The following is a 15341-nucleotide window of genomic DNA, read 5'->3' on the forward strand; positions in this document are numbered from 1 at the left end:
TAGAACTTGAAATTAGAGGCTGCCAATACAAATTGATCTATCGAAACCGGCCTGCTTCCGCCCTATATGCAAGCTGGAAGATATAAGGAATATCCAATGACGAGCCAGAACAATCCTTATTCAACAGCCACTGGACAAATGACTGGGAACGTTTCGTTTGGGGTTGCGCCAGCAACAGGTAGCAACGATCTGATCAGGGATACGACGACAGCCACTTTTCAGACTGATGTCATTGCGGAATCGCGTAAGCAGCCTGTTCTCGTTGATTTTTGGGCGCCGTGGTGCGGGCCTTGCAAACAACTCACGCCCATTATCGAAAAGGCAGTTCGTGAAGCAGGCGGTGCGGTTAAGCTTGTTAAGATGAACATTGACGATCATCCATCAATCGCTGGTCAGCTTGGTATCCAGTCGATCCCGGCTGTCATTGCCTTTGTCAATGGTCAGCCTGCCGATGGCTTTATGGGGGCTTTGCCTGAATCCAAGGTGAAGGAATTTATCGCGAAGATCAGCGGTCCAAGTGATCAGGAAGCAGCAATTGCTGAAGCCGCGACAGCAGCAAAAGAGTTGGTTGACGCGGGTGATTTTGTGCAGGCGGCACAGATTTTCTCATCAATTCTGCAAGTAGCACCTGATAATGTGGATGCAATTGTCGGCTTGGCCACGTGTTTGCTGGAATCTGGCGATGCTGACAAAGCACGGGAAATGCTGGCAAGCTTGCCTGCCGATAAGCAGGATGCCGCCCCTGTTCGTGCGCTTGAAGCGAAGCTTGCCCTTGCCGATCAGGTGAAACTTATCGGTGATCCAGTAGAGCTGGAGCGCCGCGTTCAGACGGACCCGAGTGATTATCAGGCCCGGTTTGATCTCGCGCAGGTACGCAATGCGCAGGGAAGGCGCGTGGAAGCCGCTGATGAATTGCTGGCAATCATGAAGGCGGACCGCAGTTGGAACGATGACGGTGCACGTAAGCAGCTTCTGCAATTCTTTGAAGCGTGGGGCAATGCAGACCCGGCAACTTTAGGTGCGCGCCGCAAGCTTTCGTCGCTTCTGTTTTCTTAAAGGAGATAGTTATGCAAGTGGGCAATGCCCGTTATCGGATAGCTTCGGATATACCGGAGCTTGTTCCGGTGTTTCCCCTTAAAGGCGCACTTTTGCTGCCGGGTGGTCAGCTGCCGTTAAACATATTCGAGCCTCGCTATCTTGAGATGGTCGAAGACGCACTGTCGGGTAAGCGGATCATTGCAATGATCCAGCCTCGCATTCATGATGTCGAGGAAGAAGATGATAGTGATGATTTCGACGAGACACAGAAACCTGAATTGAGCCAGGTTGGCTGTCTTGGACGCATCACCACCTATTCAGAAACCGGCGACGGTCGTGTGTTGATCACATTGCAAGGCATTTGCCGGTTCCGAGTTCTCGAGGAGGTGCATTCTCGCAAGCCTTATCGCCAATGCAAGATAGCGCCATTTTTGACTGATCTCGAAGCTGCGAATGATGTTGGAGACATCGACCGCGAAGCTTTGTTGCGCGCTTTTAAAGACTATCTGGAAGTGCATAATTTGGAAGCTGATTGGGATAGTATTTCGCGGGCAGCCAATGATACGCTCGTCAATGCGCTCTCAATTATGTCGCCTTTTGGTCCTGCAGAAAAGCAAGCATTGTTGGAAGCAGCAGATTTGAAAACGCGTGCCGCAACTTTGATTGCGATCACGGAAATGGTGTTGGCGAAAGCCAGGGATGATTATGGTTCGCGTTTGCAGTAGGTGCCGGGAAGAGTTTAATGATGACAAATGAAAATGACAGCCAGCTCGACGTAAAACTGCTTGAGTTGCTTGTGTGCCCGCTGACCAAAGGCCTGCTTCGTTATGATGCACAGAATAGCGAGCTGATTTCGGAAAAAGCCAAACTTGCTTATCCAATTCGAGGTGGTATTCCGATTATGCTGCCCTCGGAAGCACGTCCAACTGACTAGTTTTTCTGGCTTCTGCGGCTCACATGAGCGTAACACAGGTTGACTTGATACGACTGTTATATAATTTCTGTATATCCTCTGTTCTTTTTCATAAATTTCACGCCGCCGGTTGTTGCCTGCCGCGCGGCGGGGTTCTATAACCCTCGCGGAACTTGAAAGCGCGATAGTGGGATAAAATTTTCCTGCTCCTATTGTGCGATAAAAAACAGAGGCTTGGCATTATGGCATCCAGAAAACTTCTTCTCCTGCCCGGCGACGGCATCGGTCCCGAAGCAATGGCTGAGGTCCGCAAGATTATTGATTACCTGAACACAGGCCTCAATCTCGGTTTTGAGACCGATGAAGGTCTTGTTGGTGGTTCTGCATATGATGCGTGCGGTCAGGCGATTTCCGATGCGGATATGGAAAAAGCGCTTGCAGCCGATGCCGTACTTTTCGGTGCTGTTGGCGGTCCTAAGTGGGACAGCGTACCTTACGAAGTGCGTCCAGAAGCAGGTCTTCTGCGCCTGCGTAAAGATTTGGCCCTTTATGCTAATCTGCGCCCGGCAATCTGCTATCCAGCACTCGCACATTCATCGTCGCTCAAGCCGGAAGTGATTGAAGGTCTCGACATTCTGATTCTGCGCGAACTGACCGGTGGCGTCTACTTCGGTGAACCGAAGGAAATTATCGATCTGGGTAATGGTCAGAAGCGCGGTATCGATACGCAGGTTTATGACACTTACGAAATCGAACGCATTGCTGATGTCGCTTTTGAGCTTGCACGCACCCGTCGCAACAAAGTGACGTCGATGGAAAAGCGCAATGTGATGAAGTCGGGCGTTCTGTGGAATCAAGTCGTCACAGCACGTCACAAAGAAAAGCATTCGGACGTTGAACTTGAGCATATGCTGGCTGATGCGGGTGGTATGCAGCTCGTTCGATGGCCGAAGCAGTTCGACGTGATCGTCACTGACAATCTTTTTGGTGACATGCTTTCCGACGTTGCTGCGATGCTGACCGGTTCGCTCGGTATGCTTCCGTCTGCTTCGCTCGGTGCGGCCGATGGCGTGACTGGCAAGCGCAAGGCGCTTTATGAGCCCGTACACGGTTCGGCGCCGGATATTGCTGGTCAGGGCGTTGCCAATCCGATCGCAATGATCGCGTCGCTTGCCATGTGTTTGCGTTATTCGTTCAACCTGATCGATGAAGCTGATCGTCTGGAAGCTGCGATTGCTGGCGTTCTGGATGACGGTCTGCGCACTGCCGATATCTGGTCGGAAGGCACGAATAAGGTCGGAACGACAGAAATGGGCGATGCTATCCTTGCCAAGTTCAAGGCGCTGTCAGCTTAATCACTGATCGAATATGCGTTGAAAGTCGCTGTGTGAAGATCGCACAGCGGCTTTTTTAGTTTCAGTCGAGTTGAATTGTGAAGTCTGCAAACACCGCTACTATAAGCAGTGCAATAAAGAAATACTGAAAGCCTCTTTTCTTGATCTTCATAGCTAGCAGTATCACCGCTGTTTCGATTGCAAAGAAAATGAAATCACCTAGCGGAGATTCCTCGTTATTGATTGAAATACTGGGGCCAGCACTGCGCAATAGCTCAATAAGATTGAGCAATATCAAAAGCGATAACAGCCATATTTTTCGTGAAAGGAAATATTTTTCATAATCTCCATACTCTTTGATATCGTCTGGAGTTAGAGTGACGCACATGAAAAAAAGACCGAATACATAAAGTAAATCTAAAACATAGGTATAGACGTTGTAGGCCTTTGTGCTGCTTTCAAAAAGATAGTCCCACCAGAACTGAATTATCCAGAGAAAAACAACAATTACCCAGCCGATATGCATATAGGAGATTTTATGCTTGTTAGGATGCTGCACAAATCTGGATGCAAAGATAAGCAATCGTGAGAGGCAAAGACTGATGCCCATGCCATTAATGATACGCATGTGCGAGAAAGCATCAGCAGCACTGATCGCGGTGTCAACTCCAGAAGGCAATGTTCACCCGTATTGATGTTTGCAAAGAGTTGCTGTTGAATATTTATTCTATAGATATGTCGTGTTTTCACACAGTGTCAAAGTAATAAATTCGCATAGCAATATGTCGCGCCGAAAAATATACGCCCGATTTCCGGCTGCAGTTTCGCTCTGATGCACTAACAGTTGTCGCCATGTTGAACACACTCCCAGATTTAAATACCTTGTATGATGCGCTGCTTGCTCGTGATGTGGCCTATGAAGGCAGGGCCTATGTCGGCGTGCTGTCGACGGGCATTTTCTGTCGGCTGACCTGTCCGGCAAGAAAGCCTCTCAAAGAGAACTGCCGCTTTTTTGCGTCTATCCCAGAATGTATTGCGGATGGATTTCGCGCTTGCAAACGATGCCACCCGTTACAGCCTGCAGCTGATGCGGATGCCTCGGTTGAGCGTTTGTTGAAAGCACTTGAAGCTGAGCCGCAGCGTCGTTGGAGTGAAGATGATGTTGCCGGCATGGGCTTCGATCCGTCAACGGTGAGGCGTAGCTTCAGACGACACTTTGGAATTACGTTTCTTGAAATGGCGCGGCAGGAACGCCTACGACAAGGATTTCAAACTCTTGCGCAGGGAGAGCGTGTTATCGATGCGCAAGTCGATGCGGGTTTTGAATCACCTGACGCATTTCGCACTGCTTTTGCACGTTTTCTTGGAATGCCACCGGCACAATTGCGGAAGGATGGCTTGTTGCGCGCTGACTGGATCAAAACACCGCTCGGCACGATGATTGCTGTCTGTGACCGGTCGGCGCTGCATTTGCTGGAGTTTGCGGATCGCAAAGCTTTGCCACAGGAGTTGAAGAAGCTTTATAAGGCGTGTCACGGTTTGATTGGTATCGGTCGGTATCCGTCACATGATGTGCTGGAACTACAGCTTAACGCTTTCTTTGCCGGTTGCTCTGCAAGGTTTGATATGCCGCTTGTGTTGCATGGAAGTGAATTTACACGCGATGTCTGGCGCGAATTGCAAAATATACGTGCGGGGCAGACGCGCAGCTATAGCGAGATAGCAAGAGCGGTCGACAAGCCGCTGGCGGTTCGCGCTGTTGCACGTGCCAATGGACCCAATCAGATTGCCATCCTCATTCCGTGCCATCGGGTAATTGGTGCTGACGGTTCTCTGACTGGTTATGGCGGCGGGCTTTGGCGTAAACAAAAGCTGATTGAGATTGAAGCACAATATCGCTGAGATAGGTCAACAAATGAAAACGCCGCCCAAAGAGGCGGCGTTTTTATTTCATTGGTGGTGACTATTATTCGACCTTGTTGAGATCGACGTCTTTGGTTTCCTTGACGAACAGGATGCCGATGACGAGCGTAATCGTCGCGATGATGATCGGATACCAAAGACCATAATAAATATCGCCCTTGGCAGCACTCATTGCAAACACGGTTGCTGGAAGAAGACCACCGAACCAGCCGTTACCGATGTGGTATGGTAGTGACATACCAGTATAACGGATGCGTGTTGGGAACATCTCAACGAGGATAGCGGCAATCGGGCCGTAAACCATGGTTACGTAGATGACCAGAACGGTTAGGATTGCGATTGTCATTGTCCAGTTGATCTGTGCCGGATCTGCAACCATCTTGAACGCGCCTGCGTTCGGGATGGTGTAAACAGCCTGACTTGGTTCACCTGCCGCATCTGCTTCGATCTGCGTGACGATGTTTGCTTTGACCAATTCCGCATTGGTCATTGTGGTGCTCTCACCTGCGCGCACGGCCTCTGCATTCAGAGCAAGCTCTGGGTTTGCCGCAACAAAGGCATCAAGCTTTGAATCGGCAACCTTTGCAGGGCTGCGTACCAGTGGCCAGCCAGCCTTTTGCAGAGCAAGGTTGATGTCGTGTGTCAGTGTCGCCTGTTTGGCTTTTGCATCCGCACCCGCTGCGTTTGCATCAAAGGACGTGATGGTCGCATCGCCGATTTTGACGGTTGCAGGCTGTCCGGCAGGACCTGTTACCACATCGTAAGGCACGGCGCTACGCGACAGGAAGCTCGTGGCAATATCGCAGGAACTGGTGAATTTCGACGTTCCTGTAGCGTTGAACTGGAAGTTACAGTCACCCGGCGCAGCGGTAACGGTTGCACGGATGGTCTGTTCTGCATGAGCAAGCGCCGGATTTGCAGCTTGCGTGAGCGCTTTAAACAGCGGGAAATAGGTGACTGCTGCCAAAAGCAATCCAGCCATGATGATCGGCTTGCGGCCAATCTTGTCTGATAACCAGCCAAACACAACAAAGAATCCGGTGCCGATAACCAGCGCCGATGCAACCATAATATTGGCGGACTGATTTTCGACTTTCAGTACGTTCTGCAGGAAGAACAGAGCGTAGAACTGGCCACTATACCAGACGACAGCCTGACCCATTGTGAGGCCGAACAGAGCGATCAGGGCAATCTTCGCATTTTTCCACTGGCCGAAAGCTTCGGAAAGTGGTGCCTTTGATGTCTTACCTTCTTCTTTCATCTTCTTGAAGGCAGGCGATTCACTCATCTGCAAGCGAATCCAGACGGAAATGCCCAAAAGAACAATCGAAACAAGGAAAGGAATACGCCAGCCCCACGAGGCGAAGGATTCTGTGGTCATGACGTTCTGAATGCTCAAAATGACCATCAGAGAAAGGAACAGTCCAAGCGTTGCGGTTGTCTGAATCCACGATGTGTAGAAACCGCGACGACCGTTTGGCGCGTGCTCAGCCACATAGGTTGCAGCACCACCATATTCGCCGCCCAGGGCCAGACCCTGCAACATGCGCAGGATGATCAGGATTGTAGGCGCTATGATGCCAATTGTTGCCGATCCCGGCAGAATGCCGACCAGAAAGGTCGAGGCACCCATGATGACGATCGTGACAAGGAATGTATATTTACGCCCGACGAGATCGCCGATGCGTCCGAACACGAGCGCTCCAAACGGGCGCACAAGAAAGCCTGCCGCAAACGCGAGCAGAACGAAAATATTACGGGTTGTTTCTGGATATTCATTGAAGAACGCGGCGCCAATAAAGGCAGCAAGTGTTCCGTATAGATAAAAATCATACCATTCAAATACGGTGCCGAGTGAAGAGGCGAAAATAACCTTCTTTTCTTCACGCGTCATTTTAGGCGCGCCTGCCTTGGCGCTCGATTGCACTGACATAGGGTTCCTCCCAACAGCATTTTTGCTGATATGTGCGGATGTTCTCCTCCAACTTCCGCACACGTCTCCACCTGGTCATGATGAACTGAATCGTTTCAAACGGTTATTATCTTTTAGTATGATAAAAGCCGATAACCGGTTCGCGGACGAAAGGCAGAGATGAAACAGTTTACAGGTGGTTGCTTGTGTGGTCGCGTCAGACTGGAAGCTTCTGGAAATCCTTACAGGGTCGGTGTCTGCCATTGCCTCGATTGCCGCAAGCATCATGGTGCATTGTTTCATGCATCTGCAATTTTCCCGGAGAATGCTGTAATCATTGAAGGAGAAACGAACAGCTATGCGGGCCGGTTTTTTTGCCTTAACTGCGGATCGTCCGTATTTTCAAAGTCAGGCGATGAAGTTGAAATCAACCTCGGATCGCTGGATGCGCCTGATCAACTCAAGCCAACTTACGAGCTCTGGACTATCCGTCGCGAAGCGTGGTTGCCAGAATTTCCGCTGAGCAGTCACTATGAGCGCGATCGCACCGAGACGACTCGCGATGATGAGTGAATTCTAAAGTTGCGTAACAGAGCGGTAATCCGGCGCCATTCATCTTTTTTGGGCGCATGAAGGCCTATGATTCATGCAATCTCAGGCGCGTATGTGTTGTGAAGTTGAAATGATTATCCAAATACGACTGTCGTTGGCCATTTTCCGTCGAATTTGGTTTTTTTCTCGGTCATGGAGTGCTAAGTCGCTCTCGCGATAAATGCCGACAAATCCTCAGAGTTCAATTCATCCGCATGCCCCAAAATATCGCAGTGACGACATTTGCAGATTGATTTATGTCGCCGAGCGAGTACCGAGCCCAGAGCCTGAAAGCCCCAAAAATGACCGCACGTCTTTCATTTGCGCGTGAGCGTATCAATGTTCTTCTTCTCGAAGGCATCAATCAGTCCGCTGTCGATTATTTCAAATCGTCTGGCTATACAAATGTTGTCCATCTGCCAAAGGCATTGGACAAAGCTGAGCTGATCGAGGCGATTGCGTCGGCGCATATTATAGGCATCCGTTCGCGCACCCAGCTGACCGATGAAGTGTTTGAAGCTGCGCAGCGTCTGATCGCAGTCGGTTGTTTTTCGGTCGGCACCAATCAGGTTGATTTGAAGGCGGCCCGCAAACGCGGTATCCCTGTTTTCAACGCACCGTTCTCCAATACACGTTCAGTGGCCGAGCTGGTGATTGGCGAAATCATCATGCTGATGCGCCGCATTTTCCCGCGTTCAAACTCTGCGCATGCGGGCGGCTGGGACAAAAGCGCGACGGGTAGCCGTGAAGTGCGTGGCAAAACGCTGGGTATTGTTGGCTACGGCAACATTGGTTCGCAGGTCGGCAACCTTGCTGAAAGCCTCGGCATGACGGTTCGCTATTTCGACATGACCGACAAGTTGCAATATGGCAATGTTATCCCGACCGAGACGCTCGACGAACTGCTCGAAATTTCCGACGTAATCAGCTTGCATGTACCGTCAAACAAGTCGACGGCCAAGATGATCACCGAAGCCAAGCTGCGTAAGATGAAGAAGGGTGCCTTCCTCATCAACAATGCGCGCGGAAATGTGGTTGATTTGGAAGCGCTGGCTACAGTGCTTAAAGAAGGGCATCTCGCAGGTGCCGCAATTGACGTATTCCCAGTTGAGCCGGCTTCGAACAAAGATCCATTTACTTCGTCATTGCAGGGACTGGAAAACGTCATTCTGACCCCACATATCGGTGGTTCGACCGCAGAAGCGCAAGAGCGCATCGGCATGGAAGTCACCCGCAAGCTTGTTGAATATTCCGATGTTGGCTCGACGCTGGGTGCTGTCAACTTCCCTCAGGTGCAGTTGCCAGCACGTCCGAACGGCACGCGTTTCATGCATGTGCACGAAAACCGTCCGGGCATCCTTAACAGTCTCGTCAATATTTTCTCGTCACACAATATCAACATCATCAGCCAGTTTTTGCAGACCGATGGTGAAGTTGGCTATGTGGTGATTGAAGGCGACGCGATGGAGGAACACGCTGAGGACGTACTTCAGGCGATGCGCGAAATTCCGGGCACCATCCGCACGCGCTTGCTGTATTAATTCGTCGCAATTTTGAGTAAGGTCCGCGCCGCATTCGCTGCGCGGGCTTTTTCATTGCGCCTGTCAGGGTAATAAGCGGCATTGTTCCTGCATATTCGAGCAGTTTTGTTGCGCTTGTCTTTGCAAACACATTGACTCTTTTCTCAAAGGGCTTAAAAGCGCAATCGGAAAAGGAGAAATCCCGTGAACGCTTCCTGCGCATCACATAGCTTGTACGGACTGAATGGCCTCAACGCCATCGGTGCCGCTATGGCGTCCGTTTCCAAAACTACCACGGCCACTTGCATTAAAACGACCACCAAAACGGTCTGACCCCTTGGCCTGCTCGCCCTCTCTCCCCGGGTCCGGCCCAGGGAAAAGGCCCGCTGGTCGCGGGTTTTTATGGAAGCGGAGAGGACAGGAGACAGGTAAATGGGTTTTAAAGTTGCAGTCGTCGGCGCTACCGGGAATGTCGGTCGCGAAATGCTCAATATCCTCGAAGAACGCGGTTTTCCGGCTGATGAAGTCGTAGCACTCGCTTCGCGTCGCAGTCAGGGTACGGAAGTATCTTATGGCGATAAGACGCTGAAGGTTAAGGCGCTCGACCAGTACGATTTTTCGGATACTGACATTTGCCTTATGTCTGCTGGTGGCAATATTTCCAAAGAATGGTCGCCAAAGATCGGTGCGCAGGGTTGTGTTGTCATCGATAATTCATCCGCATGGCGCTATGATGCCAATGTGCCGCTGATCGTTCCGGAAGTGAACCCAGACGCGATTGAAGACTTCCGCAAGCGCAATATCATTGCCAATCCGAATTGCTCGACTGCGCAGCTTGTTGTCGCTCTGAAGCCGCTTCACGACGCAGCCAAGATCAAGCGGGTTGTTGTCGCCACCTACCAGTCCGTTTCGGGCGCTGGCAAGGAAGGCATGGACGAGCTGTTTCAGCAGTCGCGTGCGGTTTTTGTTGCCGACCCTGTCACGGCGCAGAAATTTACGAAGCGTATTGCGTTCAATGTGATCCCGCACATAGATCAGTTTATGGAAGACGGCTACACCAAGGAAGAATGGAAGGTGATGGCTGAAACCAAGAAGATGCTTGATCCGAAGATCAAGCTCACCGCAACGGCTGTGCGCGTTCCTGTCTTCATTGGCCACTCTGAAGCCGTTAACATTGAGTTCGAAAACCCGATTTCGGCTGGCGAAGCACGTGAAATTCTGCGTGAAGCACCAGGCTGTCAGGTTGTCGATAAGCACGAAAATGGCGGTTATATCACGCCATATGAATCGGCAGGTGAAGACGCAACTTACATCAGCCGTATCCGTGAAGACATCACGGTTGAAAACGGCCTGTCGATGTGGGTTGTTTCCGACAATCTGCGTAAGGGCGCTGCTCTTAATACAATCCAGATCGCAGAACTGCTTGTTGCGCGTGGCCTGATTACGCCAAAGGCACTTGCTGCTTAATCGATCTTACAGATTACAAAACAAAAGCGCCGGGCAACCGGCGCTTTTTTTATTACCTTGAAATGCTGTCTTTGAGATTATTGCGGACTTTAAGCAATCTTTCACGCAAATCCTGCAAGTCATTCAGAGGCTCACCAAGCGCGCAGAAGACCTTCTCAGGAATATCGGCAGCTTTTATCCGCAAAGCACGCCCTTCATCGGTCAGCGTAATGCGGACCTGCCGCTCATCTTCTGGATCTCTGCGGCGCGCGAGATGACCGGCTGCTTCAAGCCGTTTTAAAAGCGGGGTGAGGGTGCCAGAATCGAGATTGAGTTTCGCACCAATTTCCGAAACCGTGCAATTATCCTGTTCCCATAAAATAACCATCACCAGAAACTGAGGATAAGTAAGTTCCAGTTTACTCAAAATTGGCTGGTATGCGCGCGTTAACGCATTCGCAGTGGAATAGATCGCGAAACAAACCATATCCGACAGATTGAGATGAGATTCTTGGTTGTCGTCTTTCATAGCCCAGGCTCCATGACAGGATTATACATGAGGCGCAATTGAATTGCGCATCACATATTTGTGTAAATAAATTTTGCAAAATTAGATTGTGTACAATATAAAAATCTGCCAGTTTGGTTGTGGAGATAATTCAACGATACCAACGGAGACATTTAAATGACTATTCTTTACACCACCCAATCCACCGCAACCGGCGGCCGCACAGGCAGCGCCAAGACGGCAGACGGTCGCCTTAGTGTTGTTCTTGATACGCCAAAGGAACTTGGCGGTTCGGGTGGCGAAGGCACTAATCCTGAGCAGTTGTTTGCATCCGGTTATGCAGCTTGTTTCCTCGGCGCATTGAAATTCGTCGCAGCGAAAGAAAAGGTTTCTATTTCTGCTGATAGCACGGTCACAGCCACTGTTGGTATTGGTCCGCGTGAAGATGGCACTGGTTTTGGACTGGATGTGGCTCTGGAAGTCGCTTTGCCTGGAGTTGAAAAAGCCAAAGCGCAGGAGCTGGTCAATGCTGCGCACATCGTCTGTCCTTATTCCCATGCAACACGTGGCAATATCGATGTCCGCCTAAGCGTAGCATAAATTAGACAAGCAAAAGGCGCTCGGTTGAGCGCCTTTTTTGTTTATGAGGATAGTTCTTCCAAAACCTGCAAAGCATCCTCAATCTGCTCACGGACCTCTGTCGTTAACGGCAATATGGGCCGAGGCGGTTCTATTTTCGCAAGACCCAGTAGATCGGCGATGACATACATTACGCGGAAGCTGCCATGGGTTTTGAACAGGCTCCAGAGCGGCTCAAATGCTGCATTGATGCGTTCCGCCTCAGTCTGGTGGCCGCTTTGCGACGCGCGTACAAGTGCTGAAAATTGTTTTGGTAGAAGACCCGCAGCGACACTGTAGAAAGTGTCGGCCCCCGCAAGAAGTGCATCTTTTGCGCCCCAATCGCCACTATAACCGATGGCGAAGTCATCGGGTGTTGAAGCACGCAACTTCCCAATTTCTGCCGCATAGTTTTCGTCGGCGGGCAGGGGCATCTTGATCGCGCAGATATTATCGATATTTGCAAGTCGAGCAATCAGTTCATCACTGAAAACAAATCGCGTGGTCCCAGGGTTGTTATAAATGCAAAGCGGCAAATCAGTGGCCCGCGCGACAGCCTTGAAATGCTGATAGACTTCTTCTTGGGTCAGCGGCGTGTAGGAAACGGGCGCAAGTAATAAAGCATCAGCGCCAGTGTCTGCGGCATCTCTTGCAAGTGCCTGCGCTTCATCAGTACGCAACGCTCCAACGCCAACAATCAGTGGTATTTTACCGCCAATGTGTTTGACGGCAGTTTTCACTGTATGCTGACGTTGTTCACGTGTGAGAAAAGCATATCCACCTGTGCTTCCTAATAGGCCAATCGAATCTGCTCCTGCGTCATGGATGCGCGTAAGAAAAGCCTCTAGCGCGTCCTCTATCAAATTGCCTTCGGTATCCATCGGCGTGAGCGGAAAGGCGGATAGACCATGGAACATCTTCATTACGAGACTCATTTCTCAAATGGTTCTAGCGTGACAGAAGGAGGCGAATGCCAGCGAGGGCAAACACCGTGGACAGAACCCCTTCGATCCAGCGCCGTGCCCCACGATATAACCGCACCATGGGTGCAGTAGAGAACACAATCGCATAGCCGCAGAAGATCGTAATGCTAAGCGTAATGCAGCCACCGAGGAATGCCGCCATCTGTTGCCAAGACGAATTTGTGCCAAGGCCAAGCGTGACGAGTGCTATCCATGATAGTATCGATTTTGGATTGGAAAGGTGCAAAAGCAGGCCACGACGATATAGTTCGCCGCCTGAAAGGAATGCATCACCATTTATGTTGCGTGCTGCGATTTGCTCATCTGATGTCATAGCAGCACGTGCTGCTTTGAACGCGAGGTAGAGCAGATAAAGACCACCGAAAATCTTGAGAATAATCAGCGCTTCGGCAAACCGTGTAAGGATTGCAGATACCCCTGTTGCCGCCATCAGGCCCCAGAATATAGAGCCGGTCACAACACCTGATGCAAACATCAGTCCGGCTTTGCGGCCTTGATGCATGGAAACGCCCATGATGCGCATATTGCTTGGGCCGGGGCTTCCGGCAGCAATAACATAGGTCGTGTAAACAAGGAGAAGCTGATAGGCGGCGGGCGAAAGGCTCATGATCATCACTCAGATTGAACTGAGCAGATTTATAGCATTCTCTGCGTCCGATATCTTGATTGGATTGTATTAAAAACGGCCAAAATTGTCTCAATTTTGGTTAGAACTGATAGCCTACTAAAGCACCGCGATAATGTGTTGCTTTAGTCAGCATGTGCTTCCAGAGCTTCCATATCATCATCGGTAAGGCCAAAATGATGGCCAATTTCATGAATGAGAACATGGGTAATAATATCGCCAAGTGTCTCTTCATTCTCTGACCAATAGTCGAGAATTGCGCGGCGAAAGAGCGTGATGCGGTTGGGCGTGTCGCCGGTTTGAAGGCTGAAACGTTCGCCTATCCCCATGCCTTCAAACAGACCAAGAAGATCAAAGGGCGTCTCTAAGCCCATATCTTCAACGATCTGTTCTTCAGGGAAGTCTGCAATCTGGATGATGATGTCACCACAAAGCGCACGAAATTCCTGCGGAAGATGCGCAAGCGCTTCAATCGCAATAGATTCAATTTCGTCTAGCGAGGGCGAGAGACGTCCCGCCCAGTCACCGCTTTGATCTTCTCTGGCCATTTCAGCCAACCGTGTCCTATTCAATGATTCAGGCCACCGCACATCGACCAAAGGCGCATAACGAAGCTACCATTATGCCCAGGGACGCTGTTGAGCGTTTTTCGCCTCGAACGTATCAATGTTACTTACCTTTTCCATGGTCAGACCGATATCATCAAGACCATTGAGCAGACAATGACGCTTGAAGTCGTCAAGGTCAAAGGCAATCGAACCGCCATCAGGACCGTGGATCTCTTTGGCTTCAAGATCAACAGTCAGCGTTGCATTGGCACCGCGTGATGCATCGTCCATCAGCTTATCGAGATCTTCCTGGCTGACTCTGATTGGCAGAATGCCGTTCTTGAAGCAGTTGTTGTAGAAGATGTCGGCGAACGAAGTCGAGATCACACAGCGAATACCAAAATCAAGCAGTGCCCAAGGCGCATGCTCACGCGAAGAACCGCAACCAAAATTGTCGCCGGCAACCAGAATCTGCGCGTTGCGATAGCCCGGCTTGTTGAGCACGAAATCTGGATTTTCGGTTCCATCTTCGTTAAAGCGCATTTCGGCAAAAAGCCCCTTGCTCAGACCCGTGCGCTTGATCGTCTTCAGATAATCCTTCGGGATGATCATGTCCGTATCGATATTGACGATCGGCAGGGGGGCTGCAACGCCCGTGAGCTTGGTGAACTTATCCATGTTCCTGACCTGTCGGTTGGGTATTTTAAATTTGCAGTCTGCTTTACATCAGCATGGCAGAGAGTCAATCTTTCTGGCCGCAAGTGCCCAATAGGTCGCAACCCTCAAGACAAAAATTGCCCTTCCGGCATATGCAAAGGTACGCTGGAAGGGACTCTTTAAGCTTTGCGCATGAATATTTCTGAGGTTTTGCTAACAAACTCAGAATCATGCGCTGGTGCTCTTATTGGCGAAATTATTGTATGTTTAATGTAATTCCGCCACTCTCACTGCCGGTCAATCGGCGTGACTTACCGTCTGCACCAACAACGAACGTGAATCGCCTGCGCAGCATCGACAGGTTGGGTGAAACTGCGACATTAATTGCGGGATCAAATTGCAGAGTGATCCGCCAGAGATCAGGCTTGATCGTTTCTTCCACGCCGATGATGCGGGCTTCAAATGCTGTTGAATGGAACATGCCCGAAACGCGCTGACTGACGCGGTAAGGTGCTTTATCTTCTTCAACCTTTGGAGTTTCAATATTCGTGCTGTTGGCTGCAAGCGTATTCCAGTCGCGTGTGCCAGATTGGCGTGCAACGAGATCAAGCGCTTTTCCGTGGCTAATGTTAATGCCTTCTTCGCCTAAAGCCTGCCTTAAACGGCGAGCCTGATGTTTGAAGTCGGTTGTCGTGTTCCCAGCAAGGATTGCTGTGGTCATAATA

At 50.4% G+C, this 15341-nt stretch carries 17 protein-coding genes; 9 read left to right on the forward strand and 8 right to left on the reverse strand.

The annotated features are described in order from the left end of the window. The first annotated feature begins 96 nt into the window (after positions 1–96). The 4 genes from trxA to leuB all read left to right on the forward strand — a co-directional run bounded on the left by trxA (position 97) and on the right by leuB (position 3306). The gene (trxA, locus tag RI570_RS14700; protein WP_313829301.1) at positions 97–1056 is read left to right on the forward strand and encodes a thioredoxin; all 960 of its coding nucleotides are present in this window, start codon (positions 97–99) and stop codon (positions 1054–1056) included. Positions 1057–1067: 11 nt separating this feature from the next. Next, positions 1068–1763, forward strand: a complete 696-nt coding sequence (locus RI570_RS14705; protein ID WP_313829302.1) for an LON peptidase substrate-binding domain-containing protein — start codon at positions 1068–1070, stop codon at positions 1761–1763. A 17-nt stretch (positions 1764–1780) separates the two neighbouring features. Next, positions 1781–1972, forward strand: coding sequence for a Trm112 family protein (locus RI570_RS14710; protein ID WP_313829303.1), 192 nt, complete (start codon positions 1781–1783; stop codon positions 1970–1972). Between the two features lie 221 nt (positions 1973–2193). Then, positions 2194–3306: a 3-isopropylmalate dehydrogenase gene (gene leuB, locus RI570_RS14715; RefSeq protein WP_313829304.1), complete on the forward strand. Its 1113-nt coding sequence runs from the start codon at positions 2194–2196 to the stop codon at positions 3304–3306. A 61-nt stretch (positions 3307–3367) separates the two neighbouring features. Here leuB and RI570_RS14720 read toward each other — a convergent pair whose 3' ends face one another. Beyond that, positions 3368–3964, reverse strand: a complete 597-nt coding sequence (locus tag RI570_RS14720; protein ID WP_313829306.1) for a hypothetical protein — start codon at positions 3962–3964, stop codon at positions 3368–3370. 173 nt (positions 3965–4137) lie between these two features. Between RI570_RS14720 and RI570_RS14725 the strand changes: the two genes are divergently transcribed. Next, positions 4138–5187, forward strand: coding sequence for a trifunctional transcriptional activator/DNA repair protein Ada/methylated-DNA--[protein]-cysteine S-methyltransferase (locus RI570_RS14725; protein WP_313829307.1), 1050 nt, complete (start codon positions 4138–4140; stop codon positions 5185–5187). Between the two features lie 64 nt (positions 5188–5251). On the opposite strand, the gene RI570_RS14730 is transcribed toward RI570_RS14725, so the two are convergent. Next, a complete protein-coding gene (locus RI570_RS14730; RefSeq protein WP_313829308.1) occupies positions 5252–7141 on the reverse strand; it encodes an MFS transporter in 1890 nt (629 codons plus the stop codon). A gap of 159 nt (positions 7142–7300) precedes the next feature. Between RI570_RS14730 and RI570_RS14735 the strand changes: the two genes are divergently transcribed. The 3 genes from RI570_RS14735 to RI570_RS14745 all read left to right on the forward strand — a co-directional run bounded on the left by RI570_RS14735 (position 7301) and on the right by RI570_RS14745 (position 10698). After that, on the forward strand, positions 7301–7693 hold the full coding sequence (locus RI570_RS14735) for a GFA family protein (RefSeq protein WP_313829309.1): 393 nt from the start codon (positions 7301–7303) through the stop codon (positions 7691–7693). A gap of 320 nt (positions 7694–8013) precedes the next feature. Next, positions 8014–9252 carry a phosphoglycerate dehydrogenase gene (gene serA / locus RI570_RS14740; protein WP_313829310.1) on the forward strand — a complete coding sequence of 413 codons (1239 nt, stop codon included), beginning with the start codon at positions 8014–8016 and terminating at the stop codon, positions 9250–9252. A 411-nt stretch (positions 9253–9663) separates the two neighbouring features. Continuing rightward, entirely contained in the window at positions 9664–10698 is a 1035-nt protein-coding gene (locus tag RI570_RS14745; RefSeq protein WP_313829311.1) for an aspartate-semialdehyde dehydrogenase, read from the forward strand. A gap of 52 nt (positions 10699–10750) precedes the next feature. Here the strand turns inward: RI570_RS14745 and RI570_RS14750 are convergent, their stop codons facing one another. Then, positions 10751–11206, reverse strand: coding sequence for a MarR family transcriptional regulator (locus RI570_RS14750; RefSeq protein ID WP_313829312.1), 456 nt, complete (start codon positions 11204–11206; stop codon positions 10751–10753). Between the two features lie 156 nt (positions 11207–11362). Here RI570_RS14750 and RI570_RS14755 point away from each other — a divergent pair, with 156 nt between their 5' ends. After that, positions 11363–11785 carry an organic hydroperoxide resistance protein gene (locus RI570_RS14755; protein ID WP_313829313.1) on the forward strand — a complete coding sequence of 141 codons (423 nt, stop codon included), beginning with the start codon at positions 11363–11365 and terminating at the stop codon, positions 11783–11785. A gap of 41 nt (positions 11786–11826) precedes the next feature. On the opposite strand, the gene RI570_RS14760 is transcribed toward RI570_RS14755, so the two are convergent. From RI570_RS14760 to RI570_RS14780, 5 genes are all read right to left on the reverse strand, one after another. After that, positions 11827–12726, reverse strand: a complete 900-nt coding sequence (locus RI570_RS14760; RefSeq protein ID WP_313829314.1) for a dihydrodipicolinate synthase family protein — start codon at positions 12724–12726, stop codon at positions 11827–11829. Between the two features lie 25 nt (positions 12727–12751). Then, entirely contained in the window at positions 12752–13393 is a 642-nt protein-coding gene (locus tag RI570_RS14765) for a LysE family translocator (RefSeq protein WP_313829316.1), read from the reverse strand. Between the two features lie 143 nt (positions 13394–13536). Continuing rightward, on the reverse strand, positions 13537–13959 hold the full coding sequence (locus RI570_RS14770) for a metallopeptidase family protein (RefSeq protein WP_313829317.1): 423 nt from the start codon (positions 13957–13959) through the stop codon (positions 13537–13539). Between the two features lie 72 nt (positions 13960–14031). Next, complete coding sequence (gene leuD, locus RI570_RS14775) at positions 14032–14637, reverse strand: 3-isopropylmalate dehydratase small subunit (protein ID WP_313829318.1); 606 nt, start codon at positions 14635–14637, stop codon at positions 14032–14034. Positions 14638–14872: 235 nt separating this feature from the next. Beyond that, a complete protein-coding gene (locus RI570_RS14780; RefSeq protein WP_313829319.1) occupies positions 14873–15337 on the reverse strand; it encodes a glyoxalase superfamily protein in 465 nt (154 codons plus the stop codon). Positions 15338–15341: the final 4 nt, after the last annotated feature.

The organism is Brucella pseudogrignonensis (assembly GCF_032190615.1).
Classification (GTDB): domain Bacteria; phylum Pseudomonadota; class Alphaproteobacteria; order Rhizobiales; family Rhizobiaceae; genus Brucella; species Brucella pseudogrignonensis_B.